At 71.1% G+C, this 17727-nt stretch carries 15 protein-coding genes; 9 read left to right on the forward strand and 6 right to left on the reverse strand.

Annotated features, from left to right (window positions below):
- Window positions 1-82 precede the first annotated feature (82 nt).
- The gene (locus ACIBL4_RS23715; RefSeq protein ID WP_399413169.1) at window positions 83-415 is read right to left on the reverse strand and encodes a hypothetical protein; all 333 of its coding nucleotides are present in this window, start codon (window positions 413-415) and stop codon (window positions 83-85) included.
- A 134-nt stretch (window positions 416-549) separates the two neighbouring features.
- On the opposite strand from ACIBL4_RS23715, the gene ACIBL4_RS23720 reads away from it, so the two are divergent.
- Window positions 550-1371 carry a rhomboid family intramembrane serine protease gene (locus tag ACIBL4_RS23720; RefSeq protein WP_399413171.1) on the forward strand — a complete coding sequence of 274 codons (822 nt, stop codon included), beginning with the start codon at window positions 550-552 and terminating at the stop codon, window positions 1369-1371.
- Between the two features lie 4 nt (window positions 1372-1375).
- Here ACIBL4_RS23720 and hemE read toward each other — a convergent pair whose 3' ends face one another.
- A complete protein-coding gene (gene hemE, locus ACIBL4_RS23725; RefSeq protein WP_399413173.1) occupies window positions 1376-2443 on the reverse strand; it encodes a uroporphyrinogen decarboxylase in 1068 nt (355 codons plus the stop codon).
- Between the two features lie 101 nt (window positions 2444-2544).
- On the opposite strand from hemE, the gene ACIBL4_RS23730 reads away from it, so the two are divergent.
- The 3 genes from ACIBL4_RS23730 (at window position 2545) to ACIBL4_RS23740 (ending at window position 5681) form a co-directional block, all read left to right on the forward strand.
- Window positions 2545-3219, forward strand: a complete 675-nt coding sequence (locus ACIBL4_RS23730; RefSeq protein ID WP_399413175.1) for a DUF3000 domain-containing protein — start codon at window positions 2545-2547, stop codon at window positions 3217-3219.
- Window positions 3220-3542: 323 nt separating this feature from the next.
- Complete coding sequence (locus ACIBL4_RS23735) at window positions 3543-4205, forward strand: response regulator transcription factor (protein ID WP_003993737.1); 663 nt, start codon at window positions 3543-3545, stop codon at window positions 4203-4205.
- A 186-nt stretch (window positions 4206-4391) separates the two neighbouring features.
- The gene (locus tag ACIBL4_RS23740; protein ID WP_399413177.1) at window positions 4392-5681 is read left to right on the forward strand and encodes a ribonuclease D; all 1290 of its coding nucleotides are present in this window, start codon (window positions 4392-4394) and stop codon (window positions 5679-5681) included.
- A gap of 111 nt (window positions 5682-5792) precedes the next feature.
- Here ACIBL4_RS23740 and ACIBL4_RS23745 read toward each other — a convergent pair whose 3' ends face one another.
- The 3 genes from ACIBL4_RS23745 to ACIBL4_RS23755 are packed head-to-tail and all read right to left on the reverse strand — an operon-like array spanning window position 5793 to window position 8883.
- A complete protein-coding gene (locus tag ACIBL4_RS23745; RefSeq protein ID WP_399413179.1) occupies window positions 5793-6623 on the reverse strand; it encodes a carbohydrate ABC transporter permease in 831 nt (276 codons plus the stop codon).
- On the reverse strand, window positions 6620-7570 hold the full coding sequence (locus ACIBL4_RS23750) for a carbohydrate ABC transporter permease (protein WP_399413181.1): 951 nt from the start codon (window positions 7568-7570) through the stop codon (window positions 6620-6622). The genes ACIBL4_RS23745 and ACIBL4_RS23750 overlap by 4 nt, the downstream gene beginning before the upstream one ends.
- Window positions 7570-8883: an ABC transporter substrate-binding protein gene (locus ACIBL4_RS23755; protein WP_399413183.1), complete on the reverse strand. Its 1314-nt coding sequence runs from the start codon at window positions 8881-8883 to the stop codon at window positions 7570-7572. The genes ACIBL4_RS23750 and ACIBL4_RS23755 overlap by 1 nt, the downstream gene beginning before the upstream one ends.
- A 164-nt stretch (window positions 8884-9047) precedes the next feature.
- Between ACIBL4_RS23755 and ACIBL4_RS23760 the strand changes: the two genes are divergently transcribed.
- The 4 genes from ACIBL4_RS23760 to ACIBL4_RS23775 all read left to right on the forward strand — a co-directional run bounded on the left by ACIBL4_RS23760 (window position 9048) and on the right by ACIBL4_RS23775 (window position 15986).
- Window positions 9048-11417: a glycoside hydrolase family 2 protein gene (locus ACIBL4_RS23760; RefSeq protein ID WP_399413185.1), complete on the forward strand. Its 2370-nt coding sequence runs from the start codon at window positions 9048-9050 to the stop codon at window positions 11415-11417.
- Complete coding sequence (locus ACIBL4_RS23765) at window positions 11414-12448, forward strand: LacI family DNA-binding transcriptional regulator (protein WP_399413187.1); 1035 nt, start codon at window positions 11414-11416, stop codon at window positions 12446-12448. The genes ACIBL4_RS23760 and ACIBL4_RS23765 overlap by 4 nt, the downstream gene beginning before the upstream one ends.
- Before the next feature lie 194 nt (window positions 12449-12642).
- Entirely contained in the window at window positions 12643-13860 is a 1218-nt protein-coding gene (locus ACIBL4_RS23770; protein ID WP_193508758.1) for an acetyl-CoA C-acyltransferase, read from the forward strand.
- Window positions 13857-15986, forward strand: a complete 2130-nt coding sequence (locus ACIBL4_RS23775) for a 3-hydroxyacyl-CoA dehydrogenase NAD-binding domain-containing protein (RefSeq protein ID WP_399413190.1) — start codon at window positions 13857-13859, stop codon at window positions 15984-15986. Before ACIBL4_RS23770 ends, ACIBL4_RS23775 begins: the two co-directional genes overlap by 4 nt.
- Window positions 15987-16086: 100 nt before the next feature.
- Here the strand turns inward: ACIBL4_RS23775 and ACIBL4_RS23780 are convergent, their stop codons facing one another.
- Window positions 16087-17103: a hypothetical protein gene (locus ACIBL4_RS23780; protein WP_399413192.1), complete on the reverse strand. Its 1017-nt coding sequence runs from the start codon at window positions 17101-17103 to the stop codon at window positions 16087-16089.
- 83 nt (window positions 17104-17186) lie between these two features.
- Here ACIBL4_RS23780 and ACIBL4_RS23785 point away from each other — a divergent pair, with 83 nt between their 5' ends.
- Window positions 17187-17564 carry an NTP pyrophosphohydrolase gene (locus ACIBL4_RS23785; protein WP_399413194.1) on the forward strand — a complete coding sequence of 126 codons (378 nt, stop codon included), beginning with the start codon at window positions 17187-17189 and terminating at the stop codon, window positions 17562-17564.
- Window positions 17565-17727 lie beyond the last annotated feature (163 nt).

The raw sequence follows: 17727 nt of genomic DNA on the forward strand, positions 1-17727 counted from the left end.
GATCTGCGGCTCCGCCGCGTGAGCGCGACAAGCCACAACGGCCCCGCACCCGGCAACGCACCGGCACCCCTACGGCGAAACCCTACGCAGTCCCAGCCGTCCCAGTGATCCGGTCAATGGCCTGCCTCGCCTGCTCCGCCGGCGGCCGAGACGGCAAGGACGACACCGACGCCGAAGCCGCCGTCACCGCCGGCGGCTGCTCCCCGGCCGGCTTCGCGTGGGAAGCCACCCGGGTCGACCGCAACCGGTGACTCACCGCCTCCTCCAGCGTCACCGGCCGCCGCATCTGGGCCGCCAGCCGCCCGGCATCCTGGCCCAGCCGGGCCACGTCCTCCCAGGGGAGCCGCACCACCAGCGTCAGCTCCGCCTCGCCGTCGGGCAGCGCGTGCATCGGAGGAGTAACTCGGTCGTTCATCGCCTGTTCCTCACGTCGGCCCCGCGACCCGCCTTCCCCGCGCCGCGGGCGGTTGCCGAGACATACGCACGCCCTGACGGCTGCGTTCACCGTCCGGGCCGATTCACCGGCGGCGCCCCGGGCACACGTGTGGCGTGGTCATTCCCGTTCATGACGTGAACCCGGTGCGGCGCACCCCCTGGGTGACGTACGCGCTGCTCGCCGCCAACATCGTCGTGTTCCTGCTCACTCCCGGCATGGCCGGTTCCGTGGTGGGCGAGAGCAGCCTGGCCCAGCTGTGTCACCTCCAGGCGTTCCTCGACCACTACGCGGCGGTGCCACGGGAGCTGATTCACCATCAGATGCCCCGGCTGGTGCCCACGGGCGACATCGGGGTGGGGCCGCAGGGTGCCGGCTGCGTGGTCGGTCCGCCGCCCTACGACAAGTCGCCGGAGCTGAGCGTCCTGACGGCGATGTTCCTGCACGGCAGCTGGCTGCATCTGCTGGGCAACATGCTGTTCCTGTGGATCTTCGGCAACAACATCGAGGACCGCGTGGGCCACGTCCGGTTCCTGCTCTTCTACGTGGTCTGCGGTTACGCGGCGTCGTACGGTTTCGCGCTCCTCAACTCCGGCTCGGGCGCACCGCTGATCGGTGCCTCGGGGGCGATCGCCGGGGTGCTGGGCGCCTATCTGGTGCTGTATCCGAGGGCCAGGGTCTGGGTCCTCGTCCCGTTCCTGATCTTCCTGCCGCTGCGGCTGCCCGCCTGGATCGTGCTGGGGCTGTGGTTCGCGCTCCAGGCGGTGTACTCCTCCGGCGAGGGCATCTCCGACGCCGGCACGGTGGCGTACGCGGCGCACGTCGTGGGTTTTGTCGCCGGCATGCTGATCGCCTGGCCGCTGCGTCCCGGCACACCACCGCCGCCGGAGCCGCCCGGCATCCTCTTCGGCAGGCGGGCGCGGCCCCGGCACAGCTGATGAGTCAGCGGGCGGTGTGCGTGTGCACGTACTCCACGAGCCGCGTCAGCGCGTCCGGGTCCGTGGACGGCATGACGCCGTGGCCGAGGTTGAAGACGTGGCCCGCGAGGTCCTTCGCCGAGTCCAGGACCTCGCGGGTCTTGGCCTCGACGGCCTCCGTCGGGGCGAACAGCACGGTCGGGTCCAGGTTGCCCTGCAGCGCCTTGCCGGGGCCGACGCGGCGGGCGGCCTCGTCCAGCGGGACGCGCCAGTCGACGCCGACGACGTCCGCGCCGGCCTCGCCCATGAGCCGCAGCAGCTCACCGGTGCCGACGCCGAAGTGGATGCGCGGGACGCCGTAACCGGCCACGGCCTCGAAGACCTTCGCCGACGCGGGCAGCACCGAGCGCCGGTAGTCGACGGGGGCCAGCGCCCCGGCCCAGGAGTCGAACAGCTGGACCGCCGAGGCGCCCGCCTCGATCTGGACCTTCAGGAAGGCGGCCGTGATGTCGGCGAGGCGGTCGAGCAGGTCGGCCCAGAGCCCGGGGTCGCCGTACATCATCGCCTTGGCGTTCTCGTACGTGCGGGACGGGCCGCCCTCGACGAGGTAGCTCGCGAGGGTGAAGGGGGCGCCGGCGAAGCCGATCAGGGGCGTGGCGCCGAGCTCGCGGGTGAGCAGGCCGATGGCCTCGGTGACGTAGGAGACGTCCTCGGGGGTCAGGTCGCGCAGCTGGGCGAGGTCCGCGCGGGTGCGGATCGGGCGCTCGACGACCGGGCCGACGCCCGGCTTGATGTCGAGGTCGATGCCGATGGCCTTGAGCGGGACGACGATGTCGCTGAAGTAGATCGCCGCGTCGACGCCGTGCCGGCGCACCGGCTGGAGCGTGATCTCGGTGACCAGCTCGGGCCGCATGCAGGACTCGAGCATCCCAATGCCCTCGCGCACCTTGCGGTACTCCGGCAGTGAGCGCCCGGCCTGCCGCATGAACCACACCGGCGTGTGCGGCACGGGCTCGCGCCGGCAGGCCTTGAGGAAGGCGGAGTCGTACGGGGCGGACGGCTGCTGGGCCCGGGGGGCGTCATTGGCACTCACGGGCCAAGTTTCGCACGGCCCCGATGGGCGTGATTCAGCCCCTGGAGGGGCGCGGGGTGTCTAGCCCGGCACCCGGGCTCCCGTCCCCGTAACCTTCCGGCATGGCTGCGGCTCAGGGACGACTGTCGGACGGCGCTGGCGGAATGGACGAAGCGAAGGACACCGAGAAAGACCGGCGGGAGGCGGACACCGCCCCGCCGCCCTTCCGGGCCGCCGTCGACGCGCTCAGGGCGGCGCGACTGCGGCCCCAGATCGAGGTGGAGCCCACGCCCCCGCCGAGGCGGCTCGCCCCCCATGCCTACGCGCTGGAGGCCGCGGTCGTCGACGGCGACCAGGACCTGGCCGACGGCCGGCTGGTGCTGCTGCACGACCCGGCGGGACACGACGCCTGGCAGGGCACCTTCCGGCTGGTGACACTCGTGCGCGCGGAGCTGGAGCCGGAGATGGCCGCGGACCCGCTGCTGCCGGAGGTGTGCTGGTCCTGGCTGACCGGCGCGCTCCAGACCCGCGGGCTGACCTACGGGGAGCCGAGCGGCACCGTCACACGGGCGAGTTCGCACTACTTCGGCGGTCTGTCCGCGCGCCCGGCCGCCTCGCAGATCGAGATCCGCGCCTCCTGGACGCCGCGTGAGGGCCTGGGCGGGGTCCCGGACACCGCCGCGCACCTGGCGTCCTGGTGCGATCTCCTCGCCCAGGTCGCGGGGCTCCCGCCGGCCGGCCCGGGGGACGCGTCGGTGGTGACGCTGCCGCAGCGGCGAGGCCCGCAGTCCCGCTGATCGGACCTGTTCCGACCCCGTACTGATCGAACCTGTACGGGGCGGTCAACGATGCCCTGCCGACGATCACACCTGCGTCCCCCTCTTGGCCGAATCACTTTGTCGATACGGCCACTTTCGACCGTGTACCGACGCAGACCGAAACCGTCCGGCCTTCGAATGATCGACCGCATGTCCGAATTGCACGGATTGTTATCACTGATTCGTGATCATTCTCTAAAGGCGGACGGGCTGGGTGCCGAAGACGACTGTGACCTTGAAAGCACGGTTCGTCCCGGCTTCACCCCCACGAGCCGGCCCCGTCCCGCACCCCAGGAGGCCTGGTGTCCGTTCTCCTCGAGCAGCCCGCAAGCCTGGTCGCCTACCGCCCGAACAAGCCCACCGCCATGGTGGTCGTGGCCGACCCGCGCGTCCGCTCCACCGTCACCCGCCACCTGTGGGCGCTCGGTGTGCGCGATGTCATCGAGGCCTCGTCCATCGCGGAGGCTCGTCCCCGCATCGGCAACCCCCGCGACATCTGCGTCGCCGACGTCCACCTGCCCGACGGCTCCGGCCTCACCCTCCTGTCGGAGACCCGCGCCGCGGGCTGGCCCAACGGGCTCGCCCTCTCCGCCGCCGACGACATCGGCGCCGTGCGCAACGCGCTCGCCGGCGGTGTGAAGGGCTACGTCGTCACCGGCACGCGCACCAACGTCGGGCTCCCCACCCGACCGGGCGCCGCTCCCATCGGCGCCGCCGCCGCGCGTCTGCACCGCCGCCCCCCGGGTGCCCCGAGCCACCCGGGCGGCTACCGCGAGCTGTCCGGCCGCGAGGTCGAGGTGCTGCGGCTGGTCGCGGAAGGCCAGTCGAACAAGGCGATCGGCGTCTCGATGGGCCTGTCCGCGCTGACCGTCAAGAGCCACCTCGCCCGCATCGCCCGCAAGCTCGGCACGGGCGACCGCGCCGGGATGGTCGCGGTGGCCCTGCGGACCGGAATCATCCACTGATCCGCTCCACGATGACCCTTTGTGATCATTCACCCATGTGAACGGGGCCGACCGCGGCTCCCGCTCGTGTCACTCACGGTTCGCGAACCCGACACTTCCCCGACCTGACTGGTTTGCGACCCCCCGGCGCCCGTCGACGGAACGTTCCGTCGACGGGCGCTGTCCATACACGGATACCCTTGACATGTGACCGACGCCCACGAGACCGCAGCAGACAGCTCACTGCGAACCACCGGAGGCGCCCCTCCGGACGACGGCGGATCTTCTGCTACGGAGGCGCCGATCCCTTTGCTGGAACCGCGCGAGGGCATTCCGCCCGTGATCGCGGACGAGGCCGCCCTGGCCCGGATGATCGCCGCCTTCGAGGCGGGCTCCGGACCGGTCGCCGTCGACGCCGAGCGGGCGTCCGGCTACCGCTACGGCCAGCGCGCCTATCTGGTCCAGCTGCGCCGCCGGGGCGCCGGAACGGCTCTCATCGACCCCGTCGCCTGCCCCGACCTGTCCGCCCTCGGCGAGGCCCTGTCCGGCGTCGAGTGGGTGCTGCACGCCGCCACCCAGGACCTGCCCTGCCTGCGCGAGATAGGCATGGTGCCGACGCGGCTGTTCGACACGGAGCTGGCCGGACGGCTCGCCGGGTTCCCCCGGGTCGGCCTCGGCGCCATGGTCGAGGGCGTCCTCGGCTTCGTCCTGGAGAAGGGACACTCCGCCGTCGACTGGTCGACCCGGCCGCTGCCCGAGCCCTGGCTGCGGTACGCGGCGCTGGACGTCGAGCTGCTCGTCGACCTGCGCGACGCGCTGGAGAAGGAGCTGGACCGGCAGGGCAAGCTGGAGTGGGCCCGCCAGGAGTTCGACGCGATCGCCTCCGCCCCGCCGCCCGAGCCGCGCAAGGACCCCTGGCGGCGTACGTCCGGCATGCACAAGGTGCGCCGACGGCGACAGCTGGCCGTCGTACGGGAGCTGTGGCAGACCCGGGACCGGATCGCACAGCGGCGGGACGTCTCGCCGGGCAAGGTGCTCGGGGACGCGGCGATCGTGGAGGCCGCGCTGGCGATTCCGGCCAACGTGCACGCGCTGGCCGCGCTGAACGGTTTCGGACACCGGATGAACAAGCGGCAGCTGGAGCAGTGGCAGGCGGCCGTGGACCGGGCGAAGGCGTTGAGCGAGGCGCAGTTGCCGCAGCCGGGGCAGCCGGTGACCGGGCCTCCGCCGCCGCGCGCCTGGGCGGACAAGGATCCGGCGGCTGCGGCGCGCCTCAGTGCGGCCCGGGCCGGGGTTTCGGCGCTGGCCGAGGAGCTCTCCATGCCGCAGGAGAATCTGATGACGCCGGACACGGTTCGGCGGGTGTGCTGGGAGCCGCCGGCGGTGGTGGATGCGGAGTCCGTGGCGGCCGCGCTCGCGGGGTACGGTGCGCGGCCGTGGCAGGTGGAGCTGGTGACGCCCGTGTTGGTGGAGGCTCTGTCCGCGAAAGAGGCCTAGCCGCCGTAGACCTTTTCGTCGTACGGCGGCTGCGGGTGCGTTGTGGTTGTTCGCGCCCACGCGGCGGAGCCGCAAATCGACACAGCCCCGCGCCCCTGAAAGGAAGGTCCGCTACTTCGTGGCGCCTTGCGTAAAACCGTTGTAGATGAACCGCTGGAGGAACAGGAAGACGATCAAGGTAGGGGCGATGACGAGGATCGCACATGCCGAGATGGTCTCCCAGTGCGCTCCGAAGGGGCCCTTGAAGCGGAACAGGGACGTCGAGATCACGCCAAGATCTTCGGAGGGCATGTAGAGGAAGGGGATGTAGAAGTCGTTGTAGACGTTGATCCCCTTCACGATCACGACCGTCGCGATCGCCGGCTTGAGCAGCGGGAAAATGATCTTCCGGTAGACCGTGAAGGCGTTGGCGCCGTCGATGCGGGCCGACTCGTCCAGTGAGACGGGGATGGCCCGGACGAACTGCAGGAAGATGTAGATCGACACGATGTCCGTGCCCATGTAGAGCGCGATCGGCGCCCAGAGGCTGTCGAACATGCCGAGGCTGTTCACGATCTGGAAGGTGGCCACCTGGGTGGTCACCCCGGGGACCAGCGCGGCCACCAGGAACAGGGCCAGGACGACCTTCCGGAAGCGGAACCGGAAGCGGTCGATGGCGTACGCCGTCATCGAGCCGATGAGGACCGTGCCCCCGATGGCGACGACCAGGATCAGCGCCGTGTTGGCGAACGCCGAGAGCATCCGGCCGTCCTGGAACGCCGTCACGTAGTTGCCGAAGTTGAGCGGGTCGTCGGGCAGCGTGAGGGCGCCGCTGTCGTCCGCCATCTCCCCGGAGGTCTTCAGCGAGGTCAGGAAGACCACGGTGAGCGGCAGGAGCACGACCAGCGTCGCGAGGACCAGGGACAGGTACACGAGGGCGCGGGCCACGGCACGGCGCGTCATACGAGGTCCACCTTGTCGTCCGGGACGAGGCGCCGCTGCACCCAGGTCACCGCCAGGATGATCAGCAGCAGTACGACGGCCGCCGCCGAGGCGAGACCCGTCTTGTTGAACTGGAAGGCCAGCTTCACCGTCTGGATCACGAAGGTCTCGGTGCCGGTCGCGCCGCCGGTCATGATGTACGGGATCTCGAAGACCGACAGCGACCCGGAGACGGACAGGATCACCGACAGGCTCAGCACGGGCCGGATGCCGGGCGCGATGATGTGGCGGAACTGCTGCCAGCGGTTGGCCCCGTCCAGTTCGGCCGCCTCGTACAGCTCCCCGGGGATGGACTGGATCGCGCCGAGGAAGAGGACGAAGTTCAGGCCCAGGTAGCGCCAGACGGAGACGCCGGCGAGGGAGACGTTGGCCGACGCGGGTGTGCCGAGCCAGGACCGGTCACCGTCGTAGCCGAAGAGGCTCAGGATCGCGTCGAGGGTGCCGCCGTCCTGGAAGAAGTACAGGAAGACGAATCCGATCGCGACACCGTTGATCAGGTACGGGAAGAAGAGCATGCCCTTGAAGAAGCCGCGGAAGCGGACGTTGAAGCTCAGGACGGTGGCGAAGTACAGGGCGGCGGCGATCTGCACCACGGACGCGGCGAGGTAGTAGCCGCTGACGAAGAACACCTCGAACAGCTCGGGGCGGGTGAAGAGTTCGGCGTAGTTCTCGGCGCCCGTGTAGTGCAGCTCGGGGCTGACGCCGTCCCAGTCGGTGAAGCTGTACGCCACCATGTTGACGATCGGCGCGTAGGTGAAGGCGATCAGCAGGGCGAGCGGGGCGATCAGGAACAGCCAGGGGGTCGTGCCCCGCCACCGCCGCGCCCGGCGCGCGGCGGTGGGCGGTTCCGGCCCGGCGGGCGCGGCCGGCGGCACCGGCCGTGCCGCCTTCCGGGTGGTGTCGGTCATCAGGACCCCAGGTTCTTCTGCGCCTCGGTCCACTTCTCGCCCAGCCCGGTCAGGAAGTCGTCCAGGCTGCCCTTGCGCGCACCGCGGGCGAGGTCGACGAGCTCCTGGCGGTAGTCGGGCTTGTAGATGCCGACCTCGGACTGGTTGTCGATGGACTTGACCTCGGCGCCCTTGGTGTCGTCGAGGTCGAGGAGCTTCACGCCCGCCTCCTCGTACGGCTTGAGGACCTCGGGCAACGGGGCGTCCTTGAGGGGCGACAGGGCCAGGTTGGCGTCCGCGTAGCCGGACTTGTCGGTGAACCAGTCGATCCAGGCGCGGGCGGCGGCCTTGTGCTCGGAGTTGACGTTGACGGCCTGCTGGTAGTCGGGCGACGTCACCGCGCAGAACGTACCGTTCTTCTGGGCGGGGAACGGCATGAAGCCGATGTCGGCCGGGTCGGTGCCGGCCTGCTTCGCCGCGTCCTGCATCTGCACGATCGCCCAGGAGCCGAGCCACATCGTGGCGATCTGGCCCTTCGCCAGGCGGGGCTTGGAGGCCTCCCAGTTGGTGGTCGTCGGGTCCTTCTCGATGAGGTCCGACTTCACGATGTCGTGGAGCAGCGTGTCACCGACCCGCAGGTCGGCGCCTGCCGCCCAGGGGCTCCCCTCGGCGAGCCGGGTGATGGCCTGCGTGTCGCAGCCGACCGAGCCGTTGACGTTCGTCCACTGGGTCAGCGGCCACATGTCCTTGAAGTTGGTGTAGTACGGCACCGCGTCGGTCTTGGCCTTGATGGCCTTGAGGTCGTCGAGGAACTCGGCCGGGGTCGTGGGCCAGTCGGTGATGCCGGCCGCGCTCCAGACCTTCTTGTTGTAGACGAAGCCCGGGACCACACCGATCGGGCTCTGCCCGTAGACCTTGCCCTGGACGGTGGAGTAGTCGGTGAAGCGGTACTTCTTGCCGCGCTCGGCCCGACTGCCCAGCGAGGCGAAGAACTTCGGGTAGTCCTTCTTCTCGATCACGGCCGGGATCATCAGGACGTCGCCGTAGTTCTCCGTGTTCATACGGATCTTGACCTCACCCTCGTAGTCGGTGAGGCCGTCGAACTCGACCTTCACCTTGGGGTAGGTCTTGTTGAACTCGGCGGCGTACTTCTTCATCGTCCCGTCCTGCACGAGGTCGGTCCGGTGGGTGAGGACGGTGATGGTCCCTTCGACCTTGGCGGGATCGTCGGGAGCCTCGGCATCCGCGCCCTTGGAGGTGCCCCCGGTGCCGGTACAGCCCGAGGCCAGCAGGGCTGCGCCCGCGGCGAGGGCGAGGACGGTACGGCGGTTCATGTGCATCAGCTCCGTTCGCGGAGAGGAACTCGGGACGGATGAGCACGTGCGGTATGGCTGGTTCGGCACTCTGACAGCGCTTTCTCAACCGGTAAAGTCCCATTCCCGCCAACGCTGCGAAGACCTGTACACGACTCGTCACTGGACCGGTTAAGGGAGTGCGCATGCTGGAGGCCGCACCGCTCGGCGACGGATGGATCCTGCGGCACGGGCCGGACCCGCTCCCGGCGTCCGTGCCGGGCTGCGTGCACACCGACCTGATGACGGCCGGGGTGATCCCGGACCCGTTCCTGGGCCTGGGCGAGTCCGAGGCGGCGTGGGTGGGGCGCCGGGACTGGACATACGAGCGCGACCTCACGAGCGCGTCCGCGCAGGAGCAGACGGACCTGGTCTTCGACGGGCTCGACACCGTCGCCGAGATCTCCCTGGACGGGCGGCTGCTGGGCAAGGTACGCAACATGCACCGCTCGTACCGGTTCGACGTGACGGGGCTGTCCGGGCGGCTGTCCGTGCGGTTCCTCTCCGCCTACGCCGAGGCCGAGGCCGTGCGGGGACGGCTGGGCGAGCGGCCCGCCGCCTACGCCGAGCCCTACCAGTACCTGCGCAAGATGGCCTGCTCCTTCGGCTGGGACTGGGGGCCGACCCTGGTGACGGCCGGGATCTGGCGGCCGGTGCGCCTGGAGCACTGGTCGACGGCCCGGATCGCCCGGGTGCGTCCGCTGGTCACCGTCGACGAGGGCATGGGCGTCGTCGAGTTGGCCGTGGACGTCGAGCGGACCCGGGTCGAGGCGCCGCTCGCCGTGGAGGCGACGGTGGGCGGGGTGCGGGCCCGGACGGAGATCGACGGGGCGGGCGGGGTGGTCCGGCTGCGTGTACCGGACGTCCGGCTGTGGTGGCCGCGCGGCTACGGCGAACAGCCGCTGTACGACGTCGAATTGCGGCTGCTGCACGGCGATGCCGCGCTGGACGTGTGGCGGCGGCGGATCGGCTTCCGGACCGTCGAGCTGGACCGGCGGCCCGACGCGCACGGCACCGGCTTCACCCTCGTCGTCAACGGCGAGCGGCTCTTCGCCCGGGGCGTCAACTGGATCCCCGACGACGTCTTCCCGTCCCGCATCACCCGAGAGCGCTACCGGGAGCGGCTGGAGCAGGCGTCCGGGGCGGGCGTGGACCTCGTACGGGTCTGGGGCGGCGGGATCTACGAGAGCGAGGACTTCTACGACGCCTGCGACGAACTCGGGCTGCTGGTCTGGCAGGACTTCCCGTTCGCCTGCGCGGCCTACCCGGAGGAACAGCCGCTGCGCGGCGAGGTGGAGGCCGAGGCCCGGGAGAACGTCGTACGGCTGATGCCGCACCCGTCGCTGGTGCTGTGGAACGGCAACAACGAGAATCTGTGGGGCTTTCGGGACTGGGGCTGGGAGCCGCGGCTGGCCGGGGACTCCTGGGGCGAGGGGTACTACCTGGGCCTACTGCCGCGTGTGGTGGCCGAGTTGGATCCGACGCGGCCGTATACGGCGGGGAGTCCCTGGTCCGGGTCCTGGGACCGGCATCCGAACGATCCGGCGCACGGCACGCACCACTCCTGGGAGGTGTGGAACCGCACGGACTACGCCGACTACCGGCTCAGCGTGCCCCGGTTCGTCGCCGAGTTCGGCTGGCAGGCGCCGCCCGCGTACGCCACGCTGCGGCGGGCGCTGCCCGGGGAGGAGCTCGCGCCGGACTCCCCCGGCATGCTGCACCACCAGAAGGCCGACGACGGCAACGGGAAGCTGGAGCGGGGGCTGGCCCGGCACTTCGCCGTGCCGAAGGGGGACTTCGACCGCTGGCACTACCTGACGCAGGTCAACCAGGCACGCGCGGTCGCCGCCGGGATCGAGCACTGGCGCTCGCACTGGCCGGTGTGCGCGGGCACGGTCGTCTGGCAGCTCAACGACTGCTGGCCCGTGACGTCCTGGGCGGCGATCGACGGCGACGGACGGGAGAAGCCGCTGTACCACGAGCTGAGGCGCCTGTACGCGGACCGGTTGCTGACGCTCCAGCCGCGGGACGGCCGGTTGGTGCTGGCCGTCGTCAACCAGGCGGCCGGGGGCTGGACGGCGACGTTGAGCCTGCGGCGGATGTCCGTCGGGGGTGAGGTGCTGGGGCAGGCGCCTGTGGAGGTGACGGCCGGGGGGCGGGCGGTGGCGCGTGTGGATATTCCGCGGGAGCTGACGCCGGCCGGGCCTGAGGAGTTCCTGGTCGCGGACGCGGACGGTATGCGCGCGGTGCACTTCCCTGTGCCGGACCGCGAGGTCGCCTACCCCACGCCGGAGTTCGATGTCTCGCTCGCCCCCGACGGCATCACCGTCACCGCCCGCACCCTGGTACGGGACCTGCTGCTCCAGGCCGACCGGCTGGATCCGGGGGCGCGGGCCGACCGGGGGCTGGTCACGCTGCTGCCGGGCGAAGAGGTGACCATCGGGGTGCGCGGCTGGAAGGCCCCGGACGCGGAGCGTGCTCGTGCGGCCCTGTACTGCGTGGAGCCCATCCGATGACGGCGACGCCGGCTCCCCGCGTCACCATCAAGGACGTCGCCGCGCGCGCCGGCGTGTCCAAGGGGGCCGTGTCGCTCGCGTTCAACCACAAGCCCGGGCTGTCGGAGGCGACCCGGGACCGGATCTTCCGGGCGGCGCGGGAGCTGGGCTGGGCGCCGAACCTCACGGCGCGGACGCTGGCCGGTTCGCGCGTGGACGTGGTGGGGCTCGCGGTGTGCCGGCCGGCGCGGACGCTCGGGCTGGAACCCTGGTACATGGAGTTCGTCTCGGGCGTGGAGAGCGTCCTGGCCGAGCACTCCTGCTCCCTGCTGCTGAGACTCGTACGGAATCTGGACGAGGAGCTGGGGGTGCAGGAGGCGTGGTGGCGGGGACGGCAGATCGGCGGGTCGATCCTCGTCGACTTCCGGGCCGACGATCCCCGGGCCGCCCTGGTGGAACGGCTCGGGCTGCCGGTGGTCGCGGTCGGGCATCCCTCGCTGACCGGGGGGCTCACCTCGGTGTGGACCGACGACGCGACGGCCGTGACGGAGGCGGTGCGGTATCTGGCGGCGCTGGGGCACCGGCGGATCGCCCGGGTGGGCGGGGCGGCGGCACTCGGGCACACGGCCATCCGGACGGCGGCGTTCGACGAGGCGGCGGGGGCGCTGGCGCTGGCCGGGGCGTGGCAGGTGGCGACGGACTTCTCCGGGGACGCGGGGGCGCGGGCGACGCGGTCCCTGCTGACGGCCGCGCCGCCGGACCGGCCGACGGCGATCGTGTACGACAACGACGTCATGGCGGTGGCGGGGTTGTCGGTGGCGGCGGAGATGGGATTGCGGGTGCCGGAGGATGTGTCGCTGCTGGCCTGGGACGACTCGCAGCTGTGCCGGTTGACGCATCCGACCTTGTCGGCGATGAGTCATGACGTGCATGGGTTCGGGGCGGAGGTGGCGCGGACGTTGTTCTCTGTGATCACGGGGGGTGAGGGTGGGTCGCATCCTGTGCTGACGCCTGTTCTGACGCCTCGGGGGTCCACTGCGCCGCCTCGGTGAGCGCCGTGTGGATCTGCGGCTGGCGGTGGGTTGCTCGCGCGGTTCCCCGCGCCCCTCAAGCAGGGCGCTGCGCCACCGGCGTTTTTTGTGTGACGTTCGCCGCTCGCCATGTCAGGACTGGGCAGCTACGTTACTCATAAGTAGCATGGGATGAGCAAGCGCTCAGCGTCCTGGACCCCTGGAGGAGAGCCATCGTGCCTCGTACCGTCAGGGACGTCGTCTTCGTAGACGGCGTCCGCACCCCGTTCGGCAAGGCGGGCCCGAAGGGCATCTACCACGAGACCCGTGCCGACGACCTCGTCGTGAAGGCGATCCGGGAGCTGCTGCGCCGCAACCCCGGCCTCGACCCGAAGAAGATCGACGAGGTCGCCATCGCCGCGACCACCCAGATCGGCGACCAGGGCCTCACCATCGGCCGCACGGCCGGCATCCTCGCGGGCCTGCCCCAGTCCGTGCCGGGTTACTCCATCGACCGCATGTGCGCGGGCGCCCTGACGGCCGTGACCACGGTCGCCGGTTCCGTCGCCTTCGGCGCGTACGACATCGCCATCGCCGGCGGTGTCGAGCACATGGGCCGTCACCCCATGGGCGAGGGCGTCGACCCGAACCCGCGGTTCGTCAGCGAGAAGCTGGTCGACGAGTCGGCCCTGTTCATGGGCATGACCGCGGAGAACCTGCACGACCGTTACCCGCAGATCACCAAGCTGCGCGCCGACGAGTACGCCGTGCGCTCCCAGGAGAAGGCCGCCAAGGCGTACGCCAACGGCAAGATCCAGGCCGACCTGGTGCCGGTCTCGGTCCGCCGCACCTCCCCCGAGGCCGGTGAGACGGGCTGGGGCCTGGTCACCGCCGACGAGCCGATGCGCCCGGGCACGACCCTGGAGAACCTCCAGGGCCTCAAGACCCCGTTCCGCGTCCACGGCCGGGTCACCGCCGGTAACGCGGCCGGTCTGAACGATGGCGCCACCGCCTCGCTGATCGCCTCCGAGGAGTTCGCGCGGGAGAACGACCTCCCCGTGAAGATGCGCCTGGTCTCCTACTCCTTCGCGGGTGTGGAGCCGGAGGTCATGGGCTACGGCCCGATCCCGGCGACGGAGAAGGCGCTGGCCCAGGCGGGCCTGTCGATCTCCGACATCGGCCTGTTCGAGATCAACGAGGCCTTCGCCGTCCAGGTGCTGGCCTTCCTCGACCACTACGGCATCGCCGACGACGACGAGCGCGTCAACCAGTACGGCGGCGCCATCGCCTTCGGCCACCCGCTGGCCTCCTCCGGCGTCCGTCTGATGACGCAGCTGGCCCGCCAGTTCGAGGAGCAGCCGCACGTCCGCTACGGCCTGACCACCATGTGCGTCGGCTTCGGCATGGGCGCGACGGTCATCTGGGAGAACCCGCACTTCGAGGGGGACAAGTGAGCACCACCGCCGAGCTTCTCAAGCAGGCTTCCGAGCTGTTCCCGGACGAGGTCGTCACGCAGGCGCACGTACGCCACTTCGACCTCCCCGCCGGTGCCGGGCGCTTCGCGCTGATCACCCTGGACAACGGCCTGGACCACACCAAGCCGACCACCTTCGGCCCGGCCTCGCTGGCGAACCTGAACGCCGCGATCGACCAGGTGGAGAAGGAGGCCGCGGACGGCGAGATCGTCGGCGTCGGCCTCACCGGCAAGCCGTTCATCTTCGCGGTCGGCGCCGACCTCAAGGGCGTGGAGATCCTCAAGGAGTACGAGCACGCCCTCGCCATCGGCAAGGGCGGCCACGAGGTCTTCAAGCGGCTGTCCAAGCTGGCCGTGCCGACCTTCGCGTACTACAACGGCGCCGCGATGGGCGGCGGTGTCGAGGTCGGTCTGCACTGCACCTACCGGACCGTCTCCGCGGCCCTCCCGGCGTTCTCGCTCCCCGAGGTGTTCCTCGGCCTGGTCCCGGGCTGGGGCGGCTGCACGCTGCTGCCGAACCTGATCGGCGCCGACAAGGCCGTCTCGGTGATCATCGAGAACAGCCTCAACCAGAACAAGCAGCTCAAGGGCAAGCAGGTCTACGAGCTCGGGATCGCCGACGCGCTCTTCGAGGGCGCGGACTTCCTGGAGCAGTCGCTGATCTGGACCGCGTCCGTCCTCAAGGGCGAGATCGAGGTCGAGCGCCCGGTGATCGACCGCGGCGAGGGCTGGGACCAGGCCGTCGCCAAGGGCCGTTTCATCGCGGACTCCAAGGTGCACGGCGCGGCCCCGGCCGCCTACCGCGCCCTGGACATCATCGCCGCCGCCAAGAACGGCGACCTCCAGCAGGGCTACGACGCCGAGGACAAGGCGCTCGCCGACCTGATCATGGGCGGTGAGCTGCGCGCCGGCATCTACGCCTTCAACCTGGTGCAGAAGCGCGGCAAGCGCCCCGCCGGTGCGCCGGACAAGAGCCTGGCCCGCCCGGTCACCAAGGTCGGTGTCGTCGGCGCCGGTCTGATGGCCAGCCAGCTCGCGCTGCTGTTCCTGCGCCGCCTGGAGGTGCCGGTCGTCCTCACGGACATCGACCAGGAGCGCGTCGACAAGGGTGTGGGCTACGTCCACGCCGAGATCGACAAGCTGCTCGGCAAGGGCCGTATCAACCAGGACAAGGCCAACCGCCTCAAGGCGCTGGTGACCGGTGTCCTGGACAAGGCCGAGGGCTTCGCGGACGCGGACTTCATCATCGAGGCCGTGTTCGAGGAGATGGGCGTCAAGCAGAAGGTGTTCGCGGAGGTCGAGGCGGTCGCCCCGGCGCACGCGATCCTGGCCACCAACACCTCCTCGCTGTCGGTGTCGGAGATGGCGTCGAAGCTGAAGCACCCCGAGCGGGTCGTCGGCTTCCACTTCTTCAACCCGGTCGCCGTGCTGCCGCTGCTGGAGATCGTCCGCGGCGAGCAGACCGACGACGCCTCCCTGGCCACGGCGTTCGGCGTCGCCAAGAAGCTGAAGAAGACCGCGGTGCTGGTGAAGGACGCCCCGGCGTTCGTCGTGAACCGCATCCTGACCCGCTTCATGGGCGAGATCCAGAACGTCATCGACGAGGGCACCCCGGTCGAGGTCGCCGAGAAGGCGGTCGAGCCCCTGGGCCTCCCGATGTCTCCTCTCGTCCTTCTGGAGCTGGTCGGCCCGGCGATCGGCCTGCACGTCTCCGAGACGCTCAACAAGGCGTTCCCGGACCGCTTCACGGTCTCCCCGAACCTCAAGGCGGTCGTCGAGGCGGGCAAGCGCGGCTTCTACGTCTACGACAGCGGCAAGCCCGAACTGGACCCGGAGGTCGCCGCGCTGCTGAAGCAGGGCGACACCGTCCTGACGGAGGAGCAGGTCCGCGACCGCGTCCTGGACGCGGTGGCGCAGGAGATCGGCATCATGCTCGACGAGGGCGTCGTCGCCGAGGCGCAGGACATCGACCTGTGCCTGATCACGGGCGCCGGCTGGCCGTTCCACCTGGGCGGCATCACGCCGTACCTGGACCGCGAGGGCGTCTCCGAGCGGGTCAACGGCAAGAGGTTCCTGCCGCAGGGCGTGGCGAGCGTCCCCGCGTAACGCGTAACCCTTGAGGGGGGTGGGGCGTCGGTACGATCCGGGCGCCCCACCCCCTTCTGCATGCCGTCACAGCCCCGGCCGCGGCCACCCCAACGGCGTGTCAGATCTCCCGCCAGGCCTGCAGCGCGAGCCCCGGCTCGTCCTTGCGGCGGGTGAACAGCACCTTCCCGGTCGACGGGGAGAGGGAGGCCGCGACGACCTCGTCGTGCTCGTCGAGCGCCAGCGACACCGTGGCGTCGGCGGGCAGCTGAGGGCCGGACTCGGTCCACCAGGCCCCGGCGGACTCCTGTTCGGTCGGATAGGCGGCGAAGGCGACCCGGCCGCTCGAGGACCGCTGGGCGAGCACGGTGCAGTCGTAGCCCTCGATCTCACAGCGCACGGCGGACACGGGCCCCGGCCCGGCGGAGGCGACGAGCGTCACCGGCTTCTCCCCCGGGCGCCAGGCGCACAGGTCGCCGGAGGTGTCCGTGAAGAAGAGGGTGGTGTGCTCGGGGGACGTGGCGAGCGCGCGCAGGGTCCCCGGACGCACGGGCACGTCGGCCCCCTCCCCCCGCACCGGCGTCCGGCCCGGCTCCTCCTGCCGCCAGTGCAGAATCCCTCCGGCCGCACACGCGTACACCTCGACCAGACCCGACTCCCCCGTCACGGCGGCCAACTCCCCCTGCACGTCGTGCCCCTCCAGGTCCTGCCAGGCGCCCCAGCCGCCCTTCTCCTTCTGGTTGCGCAGGCTCACTCCGCCGCCCTTGTTACGGACGAAGACATGGCAACGCCCCTGCGCGTCGACGGCGACGGCCGGCTCGCCCGTCCGGTCGCCCTTCTTGTCGGGGTGCCCGATCGGGACCCAGTCCAGGGGTGCGAGACGGGGCCGGAAGTGGGTGGAGTGCACGAGGCCGGACTCGCCGGGCACGGTGGGCCGCCAGGCGGCCAGATGGGCGTAGCCGTCGGCGCCCTGGCCGACCGCGAAGCCCGGGTGCAGCTTCTGGGTGCCGCCGACGGTTCGGGGTCCGTCCCAGGAGCCGGCGGGACCGCGTTCCGCACGGCACAGGACGGCTTCGCCGGAGGGCAGATAGACGGTGAGGCGGCCGTCGCGGCCGCGCATGAGCCAGTCGCCGTTCACTGGTTCACCTTACGTGGGCGGGGCATGTTGACGTCCCGCCCGCCCCCCTGCCCGGCCGAGATCCGCCGTGCGACCCTGACCACATGAACAGCAACGCTCCCCTGCTTGTCGTCGTCGACGCCGCGAATGTCGTCGGGTCGGTGCCGGACGGGTGGTGGCGGGACCGGAAGGGGGCGGCGGAGCGGTTGCGGGACCGGTTGGCCTCGGACGGGGTGCCGGGGGTGGCCGCCGAAGGGCCGGTGGAGATCGTGCTCGTGGTGGAGGGGGCGGCGCGGGGGGTCGAGTCCGTGGCCGGGGTGCGGGTGGAGTCGGCGGCGGGCAGCGGGGACGATCACATCGTGGACGTGGTCGCGGGGGCGGGGGCGCGTCCGGTGCTGGTGGTCACGGCGGACCGGGAGCTGCGGAGGCGGGTCGGGGAGCTGGGGGCGGAGGTGACGGGGCCGCGCTCGGTACGGCCGTAGGGCCGGGCTTTGTCGCTGGGTCGGGGTGCTGCCGGGGAGCGGGACGCTGCCCAACCCGGCGCCGCAGGGTGCTGTCTGCGGCGGCCCGGGGCGGGTGGGTGCGCAGCCCGGCGGAGCGGGGTGCCGCTGCGCCCACCCGTGCCGCCTGGGGGCACCTCCCAGG

The sequence above is a fragment of the Streptomyces sp. NPDC050416 genome (genome assembly GCF_044458845.1).
Lineage (GTDB): Bacteria > Actinomycetota > Actinomycetes > Streptomycetales > Streptomycetaceae > Streptomyces.

Excerpts from the sequence above, each read along its gene's own strand:
- ACIBL4_RS23765 (WP_399413187.1), top strand. The coding sequence starts at position 11,414 with ATGACGGCGACGCCGGCTCCCCGCGTCACCATCAAGGACGTCGCCGCG.
- ACIBL4_RS23750 (WP_399413181.1), bottom strand. The coding sequence starts at position 7,570 with ATGACCGACACCACCCGGAAGGCGGCACGGCCGGTGCCGCCGGCCGCG.
- ACIBL4_RS23760 (WP_399413185.1), top strand. The coding sequence starts at position 9,048 with ATGCTGGAGGCCGCACCGCTCGGCGACGGATGGATCCTGCGGCACGGG.
- ACIBL4_RS23755 (WP_399413183.1), bottom strand. The coding sequence starts at position 8,883 with ATGAACCGCCGTACCGTCCTCGCCCTCGCCGCGGGCGCAGCCCTGCTG.
- ACIBL4_RS23730 (WP_399413175.1), top strand. The coding sequence starts at position 2,545 with ATGGCTGCGGCTCAGGGACGACTGTCGGACGGCGCTGGCGGAATGGAC.
- ACIBL4_RS23715 (WP_399413169.1), bottom strand. The coding sequence starts at position 415 with ATGAACGACCGAGTTACTCCTCCGATGCACGCGCTGCCCGACGGCGAG.
- ACIBL4_RS23745 (WP_399413179.1), bottom strand. The coding sequence starts at position 6,623 with ATGACGCGCCGTGCCGTGGCCCGCGCCCTCGTGTACCTGTCCCTGGTC.
- ACIBL4_RS23785 (WP_399413194.1), top strand. The coding sequence starts at position 17,187 with ATGAACAGCAACGCTCCCCTGCTTGTCGTCGTCGACGCCGCGAATGTC.